This is a genomic window from Methylovulum miyakonense HT12 (genome assembly GCF_000384075.1).
GTDB lineage: Bacteria > Pseudomonadota > Gammaproteobacteria > Methylococcales > Methylomonadaceae > Methylovulum > Methylovulum miyakonense.
The window spans coordinates 1,213,568-1,230,722 of record NZ_KB913025.1 but is presented as its reverse complement, the minus strand read 5'-3'; the positions used below and the strand labels follow the sequence as shown (position 1 = coordinate 1,230,722).

The following is a 17,155-nucleotide window of genomic DNA, read 5'->3' as shown; positions in this document are numbered from 1 at the left end:
GGGCCATAACCTATTGCTGTCAATAGATAATAACAACTACATAGAGAGAGGATTTTAAGATGAGTTTTGATTTTAAACGTGCGCTCAAATTCGAACACAATGTCGGTGAAAAAGAGAAAAAATACCGTTTGTATGGTGGCGCAGCATTAATCGTTGTGTCTGTGTTTACGGCTGAAATCGCTTTATTGCTGGTTGGCCTGATTTTGGTTGCCACGGGTTTTACGGGTTTTTGTCCGGCTTATGCGGGCATGAACAAAAATACCTGCACCGCAGCTAGCGAAACGACCACAGCAGCTCCCGACGATAGTTCAGCAAGCAGCTAATCCCCTGGTAAATTGACTACAGGGAAGTAGTTATTTTACAGCCATCACTCTTCTTTATGGAACTCACCTTCCAGCACATCACGCCCGTCAGGCTTGCTTTGGCTGAACCCACCTACAGCCTGGATCAGATGGTTTTCGAGCACATATTGGGCAATCCGTCTACGCAAGGACGGGATCAAACAGGCGATCCCAAGCATGTCGGTCAAAAAACCAGGCGTTAACAGCAGCACGCCACCGAGCAGGATAATCGGCCCCTCGATCATTTCATACGCGGGCACTTCGCCCTGCGCCAAGCTCGCCTGAAAACGTTGGAACGTTGCCAGCCCCTGTTGCCTTAACAATCCCGCGCCAAGCAAGGCCGTTAGCACGACCAAGATAATTGTCGGGAACGCGCCGATGATGCCGCCGACTTGTATCAACAAGTAAATTTCAATAAACGGTACAATCAGCACCACCAGGAACAGTATTTGGATTATTTTCATTTGAGCGCCCTTTGTCATGCTGTTGGCCTTATTAATTTATCCCGACAATATAAGGGTAATTACCGTTAATTTCTAGGATAATATCTGTCCTCAAGTTTTTAGTGAGCCACCGCCATGCCTTCAAGCTTCCAATTGATTCTATGCACCTGCCCTGATAAGGCCACGGCCAAAAAACTTGCGCATTTATTGGTCAGTAAAAAATTGGCGGCCTGTGTGAACATTATTGCAGGGATCAGCTCTGTGTACAGCTGGGAGGATGAAATCGAGTCGGTGACGGAGTGTCTGCTGATGATCAAGACCAGCCAGGACAATTACGCGGCGATTGAAACCACGCTCTTCAAACATCACCCTTACGAACTCCCTGAAATCATTGCGCTACCGATTGAACGCGGTTTGCCTGAATATTTGGATTGGATCACCACATGTCTTTCTTAAAAATAATAATTTTTTGCTGGCTGGGGCTATTCGGCCAAGCCACTTTTGCCATTGACGACGGGCTGTTACCTCCGGCACAAGCTTTCAAACTTAGTGCGCAAGCCTTGAGCGCCGGGCAATTGCAAGTAAGTTGGGAAATTGCTGAGGGTTATTCCGTTTACCGCAACAATATGCGTGTGCAAGCCAAAACCGACAATATCCAGTTAGGCGATATTAGCGCCCCGGACGGCATCATCAAGCATGATGAATTTTTGGGGGATGTGGTGCATTACCACAATAAGTTGCAGGTGCTGGTGCCGATAAAAAATCCCGCCCATGCCGAGACGATGAAGCTGTTCGTGCAGTATCAGGCTTGTGCCGACCGGGGGGTCTGCTATCCACCACAAAAGCAGACCTTGGACATCAAGTTGGTCAATGCCGCCGCCGAAGCCAAGGCCAACCCTTTGGCGCAATTGGCCAAACGTTTTTCGGGGTTTATTCAGTCCCCCGACGAGTTGTTGCCGCCCAACCGGGCGTTTGGTTTTTTCGCCTCGGTCAAAGACGCCAACACGTTGCGGGTTAACTGGAAAATCTCTGATGGATATTACCTCTACCGGGAAAAATTCCAGCTTGCGTTAACCCAAGCGGACGGCATCCAGTTAGGCGCGTACACCATCCCCAACGGCACCCCCAAGCACGATGAGGCGTTTGGCCAAGTCGAAATTTTCCATAATGAATTGGCTTTTGACTTGCCCTTGGTGCGCACTAACACCGCCGCGCAAACGGTCACCTTGGAAGCCAAATACCAGGGCTGTGCAGACCGCGGCGTTTGTTATCCGCCAATGAACAAATTGGTCACCTTAGATTTGCCGGCCGCTTCCCCGTTAAGCGCCTCATCGGCCAATGCCCAAGCGGCACCCGCTTTGTCGGAGCAGGACGCCATAGTGCAATCCTTGCACAAAGACAGTGCGTTTATGACCTTGCTGAGCTTTTTCGGTTTTGGTCTATTGTTGGCTTTCACGCCGTGCATTTTTCCGATGATCCCGATTTTATCGGGGATCATCGTTGGTCATGGCCACCGCATCAGTACCCTGCGGGCGTTTCTGCTGTCACTCAGTTACGTGCTGGCCTCGGCGGCGATGTACATGGTGTTTGGTGTGCTCGCCGCGCTCTTTGGGCATAACCTGCAAGCCACTTTCCAGCAACCTTGGATCATTGTCTTGTTCAGCGCGATTTTTGTCGTGTTGTCCTTGTCGATGTTCGGCTTTTATCATTTGGAATTGCCTAAGTCATTTCAAGTGCAGCTGCACAATTCCAGCGAACGCCACCGTGACGGTTCGCTCTGGGGCGCGGCGATTATGGGGGCGCTGTCGTCTTTGATTGTCGGCCCCTGTGTCGCCGCACCGTTGGCGGGGGCGTTAATCTTTATCAGCCAGACCGGTGACGCTTTGCTAGGCGGCGCGGCCTTGTTTTTTATGGGGCTGGGTATGGGCGTGCCTTTGTTGGCGCTAGGCGCGTCGGCACGGCATTTGTTGCCGAGGGCAGGGGATTGGCTGAACACCACCAAAGTGGTGTTCGGCGTGATTATGTTGGCGGTGGCGGTGTGGATGCTGGGTCGCATCTTACCCGCAGAAATCAGTATGGCCTTGTGGGCGATGTTGTTGGTTTTGCCTTCGGTGTATCTCAATGCCCTGGAGCCGTTGCCGCCGCATTGTTCGGGCTGGCGTAAATTATGGAAAGGCCTAGGCTTAATGATGCTGGCTTATGGCGTGCTATTGCTAGTTGGCGTGGGCATGGGCAATAGCAACCCTTTAAAGCCTTTGCAAGGCTTTGCCGTTGGCAGCGCCCCGGTGGCGGAAGGGGCACTTAAGTTTATAAGAGTGGCCTCGCTCGCTGAGCTGGACGCGAAAGTTGCAGCGGCGGCCGCCAACCATCAGCCCGTGATGCTGGATTTTTATGCCGATTGGTGCATTTCCTGTAAAGAGATGGAGGCTTACACCTTTACCGACGCGCGGGTTAAACAGTCTTTGGCGCGTTTTGTCTTGCTGCAGGCGGATGTCACCGCCAACAACACCGATGACCAAGCGTTGCTGGCCAAATATAAGCTTATCGGGCCGCCCGCCATTTTGTTTTTCGGCGCCGACCGTCAGGAACAGGCCCAACAACGGGTCGTCGGTTATCAAGACGCGGAAACTTTTATCAAAACACTGGAACGTATCAAGCTATGAACAAAATCGGGCTTTATTTACTCACCGCCTTATTCGCCCTGGCCTGCGGCATACTGGCCAATAATTACCGGGTATCGTCAAAAATGTCCGATCTTGTCCAGATGCCCGCGTTTAAATTGCCGGATCCGGAAGGCAAATGGCATCACAGTTCAGAATGGCAGGGCAAAATCCGCATCATCAATTTCTGGGCCACTTGGTGCCCGCCCTGCCGCAAGGAAATCCCCGAATTTGTGGCCTTGCAGGCAGAATTGGCAAACCAAGGCGTGGTGTTTATCGGCATAGCGATTGATGAAGAAAAAGCCGTGAAAAACTATCAGGAAGATATGGCGATCAATTACCCGGTGCTGGTCGACAATGCCACGGGCGTTGAATTGGCGCGTGAATTCGGCGATAGCATGGATGCCGTGCCGTTCACCGTGATTGTTAACCGGGAAGGGCAAATTGTCTTCCGAAAACCCGGCGAAGTGACTAGGGACGAACTAATGTCCCAGATTGACCCGTTGCTTAAGCCACAAAAATAGCTTATAAATACGCTCTTGGATGAGTCAGGCATGACAAATTTCAGAACAGATCCGCCGTTTTTAATAACACCTAAATAAGTATTTTCAAAATCAAAGCTCTAGCTGCGATTAATATCATGCGCAATACCTCGCTCTGCGTTTAAGGAAACCTGCTTTTCCGCTGCCACTTTTAGTTCACGCTATCGGCCGATAGCGGGTAACACAGTAAACTGCGCATCGCCGCTTACTAAAATAAAAGATTTGGTATCGTTATTGCACGCCAAATTACATTACACAACAAACCACGCCAATTCTTTTAACCCATAAAGCTTCAACGGGCATCGCCGTATCTGTGCCAATTTAAAATCAACTCCGTAAATCTGAAAATTATTTGTCAAGGTTTTTTTTAGGTTTTTTATGGTGCATAGTTACCTTGTTATGAAAAAAAAACCCCTATATAGTGTGTTTAAGTTTTTGAATTCACTTGCATCGGGAGTCCCCGCAAAAGCCCTGCGGCCATTTTCGATAGCGCCAACCTACAACACCGATAGCCTGGCTGATTTTTTTAGCCATCAGCTCCGCTATATTCATTTACCCACTTTAGCGAAAGGACAGATTCTTTAGGATGAATAACCGTGTTGCATTGATAGCTTATTCTGTGCGGTTTCCTGGCACAGATACCCAACGATTTTGGGGCGATCTGCTAGCCAAAAAAGATTTAGTCACCTGTGTCGATCCAACACGCTGGTCTCAAGATACCTTTCTCCATCCTGACAAACGCCATCCGGGCACCAGCTACAGTTTCGCCGCCGGCAGCATTGGCGACGTGTCCGGTTTTGACGCCGCTTTTTTTGGCATCTCTCCGCGTGAAGCAACCTTGATTGATCCCCAGCAACGGGTGCTGTTGGAATTGGCTTGGGAGACCATCGAAAACGCCGGTATTGCACCCAGTTCTCTGCGGGGCAGTGATTGTGGCGTGTATGTCGGCATTTCCAATGTCGATTATGCCTACCGTTTGGCGGATGATCTGGGAGCCATCGAAGCGGCGGCGGCGACGGGCATCATTTCCAGTATTGCCTCCAATAGAATTTCTTATGTTTTTGATTTGCATGGGCCGAGCATTTCCATGGATACGGCCTGCTCCTCGTCGTTGGTGGCGTTCCATCAGGCGTGCCAAGCCATACGTTCCGGTGAAATAAGCCAGGCATTGGCGGGCGGCATCAATTTGCATCTGCATCCTTACGGTTTTATCTCGTTTTCAAAGGCGACCATGTTGTCAAAAACAGGGTGTTGCCATGTCTTTGACGAGTCGGGTGATGGCTATGTCCGTTCAGAAGGAGGCGGCCTGTTTTTATTGAAAAACTATGAGCAGGCGGTGGCTGACGGTGACCCGATCCTTGCCGTGATTGCGGGTAGTGCGGTCAATACCGATGGCCATAAATCGGGTTTGACCATCCCCAACCCCCAAGCACAAGCGGCTTTGATGTCGGCGGTGTATGAACAGGCGGGGATAGGGCCTAACAATATTGATTATTTTGAAGCGCATGGTACGGGAACCTCCGTCGGTGACCCGATTGAAACCCACGCTATCGGCTTGGCGTTGGGGCAAAAACGCGACCGGCCTTTGTTGATCGGTTCGGTGAAAAGTAACTTGGGGCATTTGGAATCGGCTTCAGGTGTCGCAGGTTTGGCAAAAGCGTTAAATTGCCTAAAGCACCGCGCAATTCCGGCAACAATTGGTGTCAAAAATCCGAACCCCAATATTAAGTTTGCCGATTGGAACATCCAGGTAGTCACTGAGACGCGCCCCTTAAAAGCCCAAGGGGAGTTGGTCATCGGTATCAACTCCTTCGGTTTTGGCGGCGCCAATGCCCATGTCATCCTGCAAACGCCCCCGGCTAGGAAACTGCAAAAACCGCCTAAGCAGCCCGCCCCTTGTGGAAGCGTGCCGTTGGTTTTATCGGCCAAAGACCAGCCCGCATTACAACAGGCGGCGCAAGAATTGGCGGATTTTATGGCCGCAAATCCGGGCCTGCCTTTTTATGACTTGGCCTACAGCGCGTTTTTTAAGCGGGAGCGTCATGCCCATGGCCTTGTGGTTTTTGGTGACGGGCTTGCCCATGCCGCCGGGCAGTTGGGGCAATTCGCCAAACAGCAAACGCCGCCCGATAAAACCCAGCCATTAACGCCACAGGCCTATACCGGTTTGCATTTGCCGAAAGCCCAAGGTTTGGCCTTTGTTTATTCAGGCAACGGTTGCCAGTGGCAAGGCATGGGTAAGCAACTGCTTGAGGAATCGCCAATTTTCCGTCGCGCGGTCACCGAAGTTGACGCATTGTTTCAGGGCTATGCGGATTTTTCTTTGCTTGACGAACTGGCGGGGCGTAATGGCGACGGGCGTTATCGGCGCACGGAAATTGCCCAGCCCGCCTTGTTTGCCTTGCAAGTGGGCGTCACCGAAGTGTTGCGCGAACTTGGCTTCCAAGCGACCGCTGTCATCGGCCATAGTGTCGGCGAAGTCGCCGCCGCTTGGGCTTGTGGCGCATTGTCGCTAGCCGCCGCCGTCAAGGTCATTTACTACCGTAGCCATCATCAAGGCACAACCCAAGGTTCAGGCGGTATGACCGCTGTCGGGCTTAATGCCGGTGATATGGGCAAGCTTCTTGCTGACAGTGGCCTGGCTAAAGTGTATTTGGCGGGCAGCAATAGCCACCGTGGCGTGACCATCGCAGGGGATGTTGGCCAGCTGTCACGGATAGAAGGCCAGTTAGCCGCCAACAACACTTTTTTCAAACGCTTGGATTTGGATTATGCCTTCCACAGCCCGGCGATGGACGTTATCGAAGCCGGGGTGCGGGAAGATTTGGCGCGGCTTGAGGTCAAAAAACCGTCTATCCCCTTTTATTCAACGGTTACCGGGCAACTGTTGGCTAAGGTTAAGTTGGATGCGGAATACTGGTGGCATAATATCCGTGAGCCCGTGCAATTTTCCAGTGCGGCCAATGCCTTGTTGGGCAGCGGGACTAATGTGTTGGTTGAAGTCGGGGCGCACACTGTCCTGCAAACCTATCTGAATGATGCTTTAAAAGCAGGCAATCACCAGGGTATCGTCATACCGACCCTCACCCGTAATAACGGCACCGCCGCACAACTCTTAAATAGCGCGGCGCAATTGCTTATCTCGGGTGCGGATTTTGCTGTCAAACGATGGTTTCCGGTAACCGGGCAGTTTAGCCGCTTGCCGAATTATCCTTGGCAACGGGAAAAGCTTTGGCATCCGGTCACGTCCGAATCACAAGGTTTGCTATACCGCACTAAGCATCATCCCTTGTTGGGCTATGCCTTAAAGCAGCACGCCTTAACTTGGGAAAACCAATTGGATACCCAGTTGCAGCCTTTTTTAGCCGACCACAATGTTGGCGGGGCCGTGGTGTTCCCTGGTGCAGGTTTTGCCGAATTGGCGCTAGCGGCGGCACACCAAACGCACGCCAGTGAGTTCATTGAAATTGAAGACCTGGAAATCCGCTCGCCACTGATCCTTAGCCACGACCATAGCAAAGTTATCCGCTTTACGCTGGATGCCGCCGACGGGCGTTTTTATTTACAAAGCCGCGAATTGGGTAAGTCATCGGAATGGTTGCAACACAGTTTGGGGCGGGTTTTAGGCGAAGCGACAGGTTGCCAGCTTGCGGTTGCCGCGCCGGAATTGCCTGCACGCCTTCCCGATTTTGACCAAAGCGGCCATGCGCAATTGACTGGTAGTGTCGGTTTGGAATACGGGGCCGCGTTCCAGGCCATCCAATACGGTTGGGTAGAAGGCGATAGCGCGTTGGGTGTTTTTGTGGTGCCTGAATCCGTACAGGTGGAATTTGACCGTTATTACCTACATCCGTCCCTGTTGGATTGTGCGTTCCAATTGGTTTTCCAAATCCTTAAAGACGAACTGCACCAACATGAAGGCATTGCCTTTGTGCCTGTCAAAATCGGCAGGTTGTTTGTGCGTGGCAACAAAGCCGTCCCCGTGTCGGCACGGGCGGTTTTGCTGCATCGCGGGCCGCATTCGTTAAAAGCCGAATTCGTCCTCTTTGATGCCCAAGGGTCGGCAATAGCTGTTGTTAAGGATGTGCGGTTCCGCGCCATCCGGTTGCATAAAGCCCAGGCGCAGCCTCTGCATTATCTGGATTATCATCTGACCGCGGCGCCGCTTTTGGTTACGGATGCGCCGCTATCGACGCCTTCGGATAATTTCAGTGGCGGTATTGCCGCCGCCGTCGCGGCGATGGCGGCCAGCCGTTACAGCACCGAAGTGGAGCCTTTGCTTGATAGCCTCTGCCAACAATTTATCGCCGAAGCGTTGGGGAAATATGCCGATGCCCAAGGCCTGTTAAGCGAGGCATGGTTTGCCGGCCATTGCCGTGAGCATCCCCAGTCGCTTGGGCTGTTACGTACGCTATTGGCCATTGCCACGGATAACCAAATACTGACTTTTAACGAAGGCGTCGGCTGGCAATTTGGGCACGACGCCTTGCAGCTGGACATCCCCGCTACGGCCATTTGGAATACGTTAGTGCAGGAATACCCTGACTACTTTTATCTGGCGCAACTGGCGGGCCGTGTCGGCATGCAACTCAACAGCCTGCTATGTGGTGAAGCCCAAGCTGATGGGCTTGGCGTCGGCCCGTCACTCTATGCGGCCATCAGTAGCCATATTTTTGAGCACACCAGTAAAAAAATACTGGCGGACGCCTTGTTGAAACAATACACCGAAACCATGGGCGGTTTGCCATCGGGCCAGCGGCTGCGGATTTTGGAAATCGGTGCTTATGCCCCCCAATTCGCGCCGTTGTTGTGCCCGCGATTGGATTTCAACCAGGCGGATTATTGTTTTGCCAGTTTGTGCGGCCATGCGTTTACGGTCGCCAATGGCCTGCGCGAGCATTTCCCGTTGTTGCGCAGTATCCGCTTGGGTGATGACGCTGAAGCGAACCGGCAAGCCCTGGAAGCCCCGGCTAATTTCGCCATCGTTCATTTGAACTCCGGCAATACCCAAGAAGTGCAACATTTGCTAAGCCAATTGTCCGGCCTGCTGTTGCCTGGAAGCCCGGTGTGGGTTATTGGCCAGCAGCCGGCACCTTGGATAGACGCGGTCCTGGGCATTTCGCCGGATTGGTGGTTAAACGCCGAAGCGGGGCAATTGTCACCGCAATTGTCCGCCCCTATGGTCGTCAGCCAATTGCAAACCTTGGGCTTTAACGGGGTCAATACCTTCGAATTTATGCCGGGTTGCTATTCGGGCACGTATTGTCTGACCGCGCTAAGCGCGGAAACGGGGCTTAAGCATTCCGGCGATAGCCAGCATTGGCTATTGCTCGCCAGTGCTTCCGGGGCGGAGCAGGATCTTGCAGGGAAACTTGCCGGACAATTGCGCGGGCACGGTCAAAAAGTTGACATCGCCGGGCCCGAGGGCCCTTTGCCTGTCCACGGCTATCACCACGTTGTCCATTTGTCGGGTTTTGGTCAAGATGATGCGCAAGTCCAGGCAAGCCGTTGTTGGTTGGCGACTAATATCATCCGGGATTGTGAAAGTGGCGGCACGGCTGCGACGGTTTGGCTGGTGACTTCCCAAGTGGCTTCCCTGTTCGCTTGTGACCAACCCGCCGCTTTTTCGGGTTCATTAAAACCGGATGCCATCGCCCATGATGCCGCCTTGTGGGGTTTTGGCCGCTGTTTGATGAATGAAAGCAGCCAGCGCGTGCAGTTGTTGGACATCAACGGCGACACGCCGGCCTTGTTGGATGCCGTCATCGCCGAGTTTTTGCATGGCGATGCCGAGCAGGAGGTGGCCTTGAACCAAGACGGCAAGCGGTTCGCCGCCAGATTGCGCAGTTGGGACACCTTGGCGGTCGGCAAGGCGGCGGCTGCGTTGGCGCCAAGCGAGGGGGCGGCTGACCCCACCTTGCGGCTGTCCTTTAAATTGCCAGGACAGTTGCGCAATTTGCAATGGCAGGCTGTGCCGGCGCTGGCTCCGGCGGCTGACGAGATTGAAGTCGAAGTCAAAGCCACGGGGCTTAACTTCCGTGATGTCATGTACACCCTGGGTTTGTTATCGGATGAAGCGGTTGAGAGCGGTTTTGTCGGGCCGACCTTGGGCTTGGAATTTGCCGGTTTGGTGACCCGCACGGGGGCGCAAGTCACTAAATTCAAAGCAGGGGACAAGGTGGTTGGCTTAGGCCCCGCGAGTTTTAGCAACCGCGTCCTGACCAAAACCAATGCGCTCACGAAAATCCCGGAAACTATGGGGTATGCGGCCGCTGCGACCATCCCCAGCACTTTTTTCACGGTGTATTACGCCCTGCATCATCAGGCGCGTTTGCAGGCAGGTGAAAAAGTGCTGATCCATGGCGCGGCGGGCGGTGTCGGCATTGCCGCCATCCAAATTGCGCAATGGTTAGGGGCGGAAATTTATGCCACCGTTGGTTCCGAAGAGAAGCGTGATTTTTTGCGTTTGCTCGGTGTCGGGCATATCCATGATTCAAGGTCCTTGCGCTTCGCTGAAGAAATTCTCGCCAAAACCGATGGGCGTGGCGTTGATGTGGTGCTGAATTCGTTGGCTGGCGAAGCCATCAACCGAAATTTCCAAGTGCTAAAGCCATTCGGGCGTTTTTTGGAACTGGGCAAACGTGATTTTTATGAAAACACCCATATCGGGTTGCGCCCTTTCCGCAACAATATCAGTTATTTTGGCATTGACGCCGACCAACTCATGCAAGAGCGTCCTGGACTGACGCAAAAGCTCTTTACCGAAATGATGCAGTTGTTCCATAGCGGCGTATTGCATCCATTGCCTTATACCACGTTCGATGCGAACCAGGCGGTTGATGCCTTCCGCTATATGCAGCAAGCCAAACAGATTGGCAAGATAGTCGTGACTTATGATCATGGCATCCAAGCCAAACCAGCGGAAGCAAAACCCCAGGAATTTCCGGCTGTAAATTTTTCTAGTGACAAATGTTATTTTGTCACAGGTGGTTTAAGTGGTTTCGGTTTAAGATCTGCCCAATGGTTGGTGAAAAGGGGCGCGAAGCACCTTATTCTAATCAGCCGTTCCGGTGCCGTGTCGCCTGATGCCAAAGCGGCGCTGGCCGAGTTTGCTGCCCAAGGCGTTAATGTCCATGCCGCTGCGGTTGACGTGACAGATAAAACTGCGCTGTCAGCCTTACTGGCGGCTTGCGCGAGTAAAATGCCGCCATTAAAAGGCATTATCCATGCTGCGGCGGTGATTGATGACAGCCTTGCACGGAACCTGAGGGAGCCGCAATTGCGGCGGGTGCTGGAGCCGAAAATGCAAGGTGCGATGAATTTGCATGAATTGACCGTTGATAAGGAACTGGATTTTTTTGTGCTGTATTCGTCGGTGACGACGCTGTTCGGCAACCCTGGGCAAGGCAATTATGTGGCGGCCAATTTATGGTTGGAAGCGTTGGCGGCGTACCGCAGGCAACAGGGGCTGCCGGCAAATTGCATAGGCTGGGGGGCGATAGACGATGTCGGATATCTGGCCCGCAATGAAAAAATCAAGGAGGCTTTGCAAAACCGGTTGGGAGGGGCGGCCTTGTCTTCCAAGGTTGCGTTGGCGCATCTCGATACCATTTTGCAGGCCGATAGCCCGACAGTGGCGGTTATGGCGTTTGACTGGCGTAATCTAAGCGGATTTTTGCCCAGTGCACGGTCACCGAAATTTAGGGAATTGGCGATTCACGCACCCGGTAATGACCATGGCGATGACAATGACGCCGAAATCAAACGCTTGCTGGAGGCCTTGTCTGATGACGAGCTGAAAGCGACATTCGTCGAAATGTTAAAAGAAGAACTAAGCCAGATATTGCTTGTTAACCAGGACAAGATTGACGCCAACCATTCCATGTATGACATGGGGCTGGATTCCTTGATGGGCGTGGAACTGATGATTGCTATCGAAACCCGGTTTAGGGTGCAGATTCCGGTCATGGCTTTAAGTGAAGCGTCCACTTTATGCAAGCTGGCTGACCGCTTAATTGCCCACTTGCGGGGTGATCAGGATAACGCCAGTGATGGCAATGACACCCAGGCCAATATCCAGGAGTTATCAAAGCGGCATGCCTCGGCGGTCACGGATGAACAAATGATGGCCTTAACTAAAGAGCTCGAAAACCAAAATACTAGCAGGATCATAACTTAACCATGACCGGTAAAAGTCTTTCGGGACACCTTAAAGACAAGCTCATTCAGCAAGCGCTCGAGCATAAGCTGAAAAATATGGGGCAAACCGCATCTGGATTCAATCCGCTGTCCAGACGGGCCGATATTCCTGATGCTTGGTGCCGTTTCGACCAGCAAGCCGGTTACAAACAGATCCAGATTATTTACAAAGGTGGTGCGCAGCTAGGCGTGGGCAATCCGTTCTTCCGTCTGCACGAAGGCATCGCCGGGGCGACCACCCGGATTGGCGGCCAAGAGTACATCAACTACGCCAGTTATAATTACCTGGGTTTGTCCGGTGATGCGCGGGTCTCCCAAGCCGCCAAAGACGCCATAGACCAATACGGCACGTCCGTTTCCGCCAGCCGGTTGGTGTCAGGGGAAAGGCCGGTACATAGGCAATTGGAAGCGGCCATCGCGGAAACTTATGGTGTTGACGATGCCGTTGTGATGGTCAGCGGCCACGCCACGAACGTGACCACCATCGGCTATCTGTTCGGTGCCAATGATTTGATCTTGCATGATGAGCTGATCCATAACAGCAGTTTAGTGGGGGCGCAATTATCGGGGGCCAAGCGCTTGTCGTTTCCGCATAATGATTTTGCGGCGCTGGACAAACTGCTGGCCGAACAACGGCGGCATTATGAACGCGTGCTGATTGTGCTGGAAGGGCTGTACAGCATGGATGGCGATTATCCGGACTTGCCTGAGTTCATCGCCATCAAGCAAAAGTACCGGGCTTTTCTGATGGTTGATGAGGCGCATTCATTGGGCGTCCTCGGCGACAACGGTTTAGGTATCCGTGAGCTTTTCAATATTGACGGTAAAGATGTTGATATTTGGATGGGGACACTCAGTAAATCCTTGGCCGGATGCGGCGGTTTTATCGCCGGCGAATCGGCACTGGTCGAACACCTTAAATTTTTGGCGCCCGGATTTTTATACAGTGTCGGGATGCCGCCGCAAGTCGCCGCCCCTGCGCTTGCCGCATTGAATATCCTTAAACAGGAGCCGGACCGGGTGCGCCGCCTGCAAGCGCGTTCGGCCTATTTTTTAAGCAAGGCCAAAGCTGCCGGCATTGATACCGGGCACAGCCAAGGCGTGGCGATTATAGCCGCCATTACGGGTAGCTCACTGAGCGCGGCAAGGATGTCCGAAGCTTTATTCCACAAAGGTATTAACGTCCAACCGATTTTATATCCTGCTGTTCCTGAGAAAAGTGCGCGGTTGCGGTTTTTTATTTCCTGCGAACATACTGAAGGGCAAATAGGCCAAACCATTCAAGCTTACTGTGAGGAGATATCAAGATGATCTTCATTAAAGCCCAGGTATATCGAAATACCGTCGTCAATACTGGCAAGCGTTCATTCCTTTTTCTGCAAGGCCCCTGTTCGCCATTGTTTGCAAAACTGGGCGATTATCTTCGGTCACAAGGCCATTCGGTCCATAAAATCAATTTTACTGGCGGGGACTTGGCTTACTGGACACCGCGCAAGGCAACGTTATTTCGGAATGAACTTGACCATCTGCCGGACGTGCTGGAATCTGTCCGCTTAAAATATTCCATTACCGATCAAATCTTGTTCGGCGATTGCCGGCCAATACACCTTGCTGCCAAGCAATATGCCAAAAAGCACGGCATCCGCACCCATGTCTTTGAAGAAGGCTATTTCCGCCCGTACTGGATGACGCTTGAGCGTGAAGGTGTCAACGGATATTCGATGCTGCCCAAGGATCCGGATTGGTTTAGGCATGTCGCACGGCACGTCCCGGCACCGCATGACACCCAAACGTTTCATGCGCCTTTCAGGGTTCGGGCCACCCATGATGTGGTTTACCATATTTCCGGCCTTAGCAACCCGTTTTTGTTTAGGCATTATAAAGGCCATGCCCCGGATCCGGTGCCGCTGGAATATGCGGGTTATATCAACCGCTTTGTCCGGCATCATTTGACCAAAAAGCAAGACAATGAAAACATCCAACACCTGTTCCGAAAAAAAATCCCCTACTACCTGTTCCCCCTGCAATTAAATAGCGACTCGCAAATTCAAGTGCATTCGACCTTTACCAATATGGTTGAAGTCATTGACCTGGTCACGCGTTCATTTGCCAAGCATGCCCCTACCCATTCCTGGTTGGTGATCAAAACCCACCCGCTGGATGCCGGGTTGCTGAATTACGGTAAAATTATTGAGAAACAAGCGGAAAAATTAGGCATAACCGGGCGCATTCTGTTTTTACAATCGGGGCACCTGAATACCTTAGTGGCCCATGCCCGTGGGTTGGTGACGGTCAATAGCACGGCTGGCGGCCTTGCCTTGGAGCTGGATTGCCCGACCGTCACCCTGAACAATCCGATTTACAACTTGCCAGGGCTGACGTTTCAAGGTGGTTTGGACGCTTTTTGGACAAACAATGAAAAGCCTGACCAGGAGCTGTTCCGTTGCTTCCGTAACACCGTCATTTACACGACGCAAGTGAACGGCAGTTTGTATTGTAAACAAGGCATTGATCTGGCGGTTAAAAATGCCTACCGTTTTTTGGATGGCGACAAATCGCCGCTCGAAGCTTTGCTATGATGCTGGCCGCGCCAACAACCATCCTGGTCACTGGCGCGACCGGCGCGATTGGCGGCGCGTTGGCACGGCATTATGCCAAGCCTGGGATTTGCCTGATCCTGCAAGGGCGCAATGCCGCCGCTTTAGACGGCATTGCGCGGGCTTGCACCGAAGCTGGCGCAAGCGTTTCCACCCAAGTCATGGATTTGCGCGACATCGCTGGCTTGCAACAATGGCTGGCGGAGCTTTCGATCAAGCAACTGCCCGATTTGGTGATAGCCAATGCGGGCATCAACATTAACCATGGCAGTGGCCGTCGGGGCGAGCAGTGGCCGGAGATGGAGGCTTTGCTTGACCTTAATGTCAAATCCACACTGGCGTTGGCCAATGCCTTAGTGCCGGCTATGCGCCAACGCCGTAGCGGCCAGATTGCCTTGGTCAGTTCCTTGGCGGCCTATTATGGTTTGCCGGTGACGCCCAGTTACAGCGCCAGTAAAGCCGCTATCAAAGCCTATGGCGAGGGGATGCGTGGTTGGCTGGAACGTGATAACGTCCAGATCAATGTGGTCATGCCCGGCTATATCCAGTCCGATATGGCAAACGCCATGCCCGGCCCCAAACCGTTTTTATGGGCACCCGATCGTGCCGCCCGGGTGATTGCCCAAGGCTTGGCAAAAAACCAAGCCCGCATCAGCTTTCCGTTCCCATTGAATTTTGGCACTTGGTTTCTCGCGGTTTTGCCTGCACAATTCTCCCAGCGGATTCTCGCGCTTATCGGTTACAAAGGCTAAACCGGTAAGTCCGCCGCTCACCGGTTTTTGGCCACCCTAGTAAGCAAACTATGATAATCACTTCTATTTTGCCCCCGCTGATTGCGGGAGTGGCAATGTCTTTCCTGTTGGAATACTGGCTTTCACCTAAACCGATCCCCGTCTGGAAACGTCCCCTGTCAACCGCGCTGATCCACATCGGCCTTTGGGGCATCTGTTTCGCCTTATTGTTAGTGTTGTTGCAACGCCCTTGGTTTGCGGTCATCAACCTCTTGGCCTTCCAATTGCTGTTGGTGCTGGTCAACCAAGCCAAATTTGACAGCCTGCGCGAACCGTTCATCTTTCAAGATTTTGAATACTTCACTGATGCGCTCAAGCACCCCAGGCTATACCTGCCGTTTTTCGGGGTCGCCCGCACCATTGCCGCGACGCTAGGTTTCATCGGTGCATTTGTCATAGGCATTGCTTTGGAGCCTTCGTTGGTTGCCACGCTGACGCCCCCGGTTTTTATTTTGGTTCCGGTTGTGCTGGTGTTGTCCGGCCAACAAATGGTCAGATGGGGTTTACGGCGCTGCCCCGCCATCTCTTGCCGTCCCGCTGAGGATTTAATGGCATTAGGGCAATTGGCATTTTTTTATGGCTATTGGCGTATGGAGAGGTTGACCCGCCAATTGGATTCCCAAGACACCGCTTTCCTCAACCCGCCCGTCAGGGCTCCCGAATCCCTGCCGCACATGGTTGCCGTACAAAGCGAGTCATTTTTTGATCCGCGCGGATTGTCAGACAATATCAGGCGCTCGGTTTTGGAGCAATTCGATACCGCCCTAAGCGAATCCTGCCAATACGGGCGCCTGCAAGTCCCCGCTTGGGGAGCCAACACGGTCCGCACCGAATGCGGTTTTCTGGCCGGATTGACGGCAGGGCAAATGGGCATACATCAATTCAACCCTTACCGATTATTGGCAAACCACAGCATCCCCAATCTGGTCGGCTACCTTAAGGTAGCAGGCTACCGGACATTGTGCATACACCCCTACCACGCCAGTTTTTACCAGCGTGACAAAGTTTTCCCGCGCATGGGGTTTGATGAATTCATCGACCTTAGCGGTTTTGACGATAGCCAAAAAAGCGGGCAATTCATCGGCGACCTGGCCATTGCCGATAAGATCCAAGCGTTGCTGGAAACCGCCGGGCAACCTTTGTTTATATTTGTTATCACTATGGAAAACCATGGGCCGCTGCATTTGGAACAACCCGGCCCCAACGCGCACGAACAGTGTTACCACAAGCCACCAGAACAAGGCTGTGAGGATTTGACAGTCTACCTGCAGCATTTGCAAAATGCCGACCTGAAGATAAGGAAGCTGAAAGATAGCCTAGTGGCAAGCCGACGCGAGGGGGTGTTATGCTGGTACGGCGACCATGTGCCGATCATGGAAAAAGTCTACCAAAAGTTTGGCGAACCCGACGGGTTGACAGAATATTTCGTCTGGCGGACTCCGGGGGCAAACAAAGCGCCGCCCGTACAGGAAAACTTAGCGGTCAACGAATTGGCGGTGGCATTGCTTAAGTACGCTGATTTGCATCAATCAAATCAGTCCTAATAGCGCATATGGCGTTTTCTAAACAGGATGGCGCTAGT

The 17,155-nt window shown here is 52.6% G+C and carries 10 protein-coding genes; 9 read left to right on the top strand and 1 reads right to left on the bottom strand.

Annotation, left to right across the window (positions count from 1 at the left end):
• The first annotated feature begins 59 nt into the window (after positions 1-59).
• Positions 60-323, top strand: a complete 264-nt coding sequence (locus METMI_RS0106415; protein WP_019865447.1) for a YgaP family membrane protein — start codon at positions 60-62, stop codon at positions 321-323.
• 44 nt (positions 324-367) lie between these two features.
• On the opposite strand, the gene METMI_RS0106410 is transcribed toward METMI_RS0106415, so the two are convergent.
• Positions 368-805, bottom strand: a complete 438-nt coding sequence (locus METMI_RS0106410) for an FxsA family protein (protein ID WP_019865446.1) — start codon at positions 803-805, stop codon at positions 368-370.
• Positions 806-919: 114 nt separating this feature from the next.
• Here METMI_RS0106410 and cutA point away from each other — a divergent pair, with 114 nt between their 5' ends.
• From cutA to METMI_RS0106370, 8 genes are all read left to right on the top strand, one after another.
• Positions 920-1,240: a divalent-cation tolerance protein CutA gene (cutA, locus tag METMI_RS0106405; RefSeq protein ID WP_019865445.1), complete on the top strand. Its 321-nt coding sequence runs from the start codon at positions 920-922 to the stop codon at positions 1,238-1,240.
• Positions 1,228-3,447, top strand: a complete 2,220-nt coding sequence (dsbD, locus tag METMI_RS0106400; protein WP_019865444.1) for a protein-disulfide reductase DsbD — start codon at positions 1,228-1,230, stop codon at positions 3,445-3,447. The genes cutA and dsbD overlap by 13 nt, the downstream gene beginning before the upstream one ends.
• Entirely contained in the window at positions 3,444-3,968 is a 525-nt protein-coding gene (locus METMI_RS0106395; protein ID WP_019865443.1) for a TlpA family protein disulfide reductase, read from the top strand. Before dsbD ends, METMI_RS0106395 begins: the two co-directional genes overlap by 4 nt.
• A gap of 604 nt (positions 3,969-4,572) precedes the next feature.
• Positions 4,573-12,165: a type I polyketide synthase gene (locus METMI_RS0106390; protein WP_019865442.1), complete on the top strand. Its 7,593-nt coding sequence runs from the start codon at positions 4,573-4,575 to the stop codon at positions 12,163-12,165.
• A 2-nt stretch (positions 12,166-12,167) separates the two neighbouring features.
• Entirely contained in the window at positions 12,168-13,496 is a 1,329-nt protein-coding gene (locus METMI_RS0106385; protein WP_019865441.1) for an aminotransferase class I/II-fold pyridoxal phosphate-dependent enzyme, read from the top strand.
• Entirely contained in the window at positions 13,493-14,764 is a 1,272-nt protein-coding gene (locus METMI_RS0106380; protein ID WP_019865440.1) for a capsule biosynthesis protein, read from the top strand. The genes METMI_RS0106385 and METMI_RS0106380 overlap by 4 nt, the downstream gene beginning before the upstream one ends.
• A complete protein-coding gene (locus tag METMI_RS0106375) occupies positions 14,761-15,534 on the top strand; it encodes an SDR family NAD(P)-dependent oxidoreductase (protein WP_019865439.1) in 774 nt (257 codons plus the stop codon). Before METMI_RS0106380 ends, METMI_RS0106375 begins: the two co-directional genes overlap by 4 nt.
• 95 nt (positions 15,535-15,629) lie before the next feature.
• Positions 15,630-17,117, top strand: a complete 1,488-nt coding sequence (locus METMI_RS0106370) for an LTA synthase family protein (protein WP_232215186.1) — start codon at positions 15,630-15,632, stop codon at positions 17,115-17,117.
• Positions 17,118-17,155 lie beyond the last annotated feature (38 nt).

Bases quoted from the DNA above. Each gene is read 5' to 3' on its own strand.
- METMI_RS0106415 (WP_019865447.1), top strand. From the start codon at position 60: ATGAGTTTTGATTTTAAACGTGCGCTCAAATTCGAACACAATGTCGGT.
- cutA (WP_019865445.1), top strand. From the start codon at position 920: ATGCCTTCAAGCTTCCAATTGATTCTATGCACCTGCCCTGATAAGGCC.
- METMI_RS0106410 (WP_019865446.1), bottom strand. From the start codon at position 805: ATGAAAATAATCCAAATACTGTTCCTGGTGGTGCTGATTGTACCGTTT.
- METMI_RS0106385 (WP_019865441.1), top strand. From the start codon at position 12,168: ATGACCGGTAAAAGTCTTTCGGGACACCTTAAAGACAAGCTCATTCAG.
- METMI_RS0106390 (WP_019865442.1), top strand. From the start codon at position 4,573: ATGAATAACCGTGTTGCATTGATAGCTTATTCTGTGCGGTTTCCTGGC.
- METMI_RS0106375 (WP_019865439.1), top strand. From the start codon at position 14,761: ATGATGCTGGCCGCGCCAACAACCATCCTGGTCACTGGCGCGACCGGC.
- METMI_RS0106370 (WP_232215186.1), top strand. From the start codon at position 15,630: ATGTCTTTCCTGTTGGAATACTGGCTTTCACCTAAACCGATCCCCGTC.
- dsbD (WP_019865444.1), top strand. From the start codon at position 1,228: ATGTCTTTCTTAAAAATAATAATTTTTTGCTGGCTGGGGCTATTCGGC.
- METMI_RS0106380 (WP_019865440.1), top strand. From the start codon at position 13,493: ATGATCTTCATTAAAGCCCAGGTATATCGAAATACCGTCGTCAATACT.
- METMI_RS0106395 (WP_019865443.1), top strand. From the start codon at position 3,444: ATGAACAAAATCGGGCTTTATTTACTCACCGCCTTATTCGCCCTGGCC.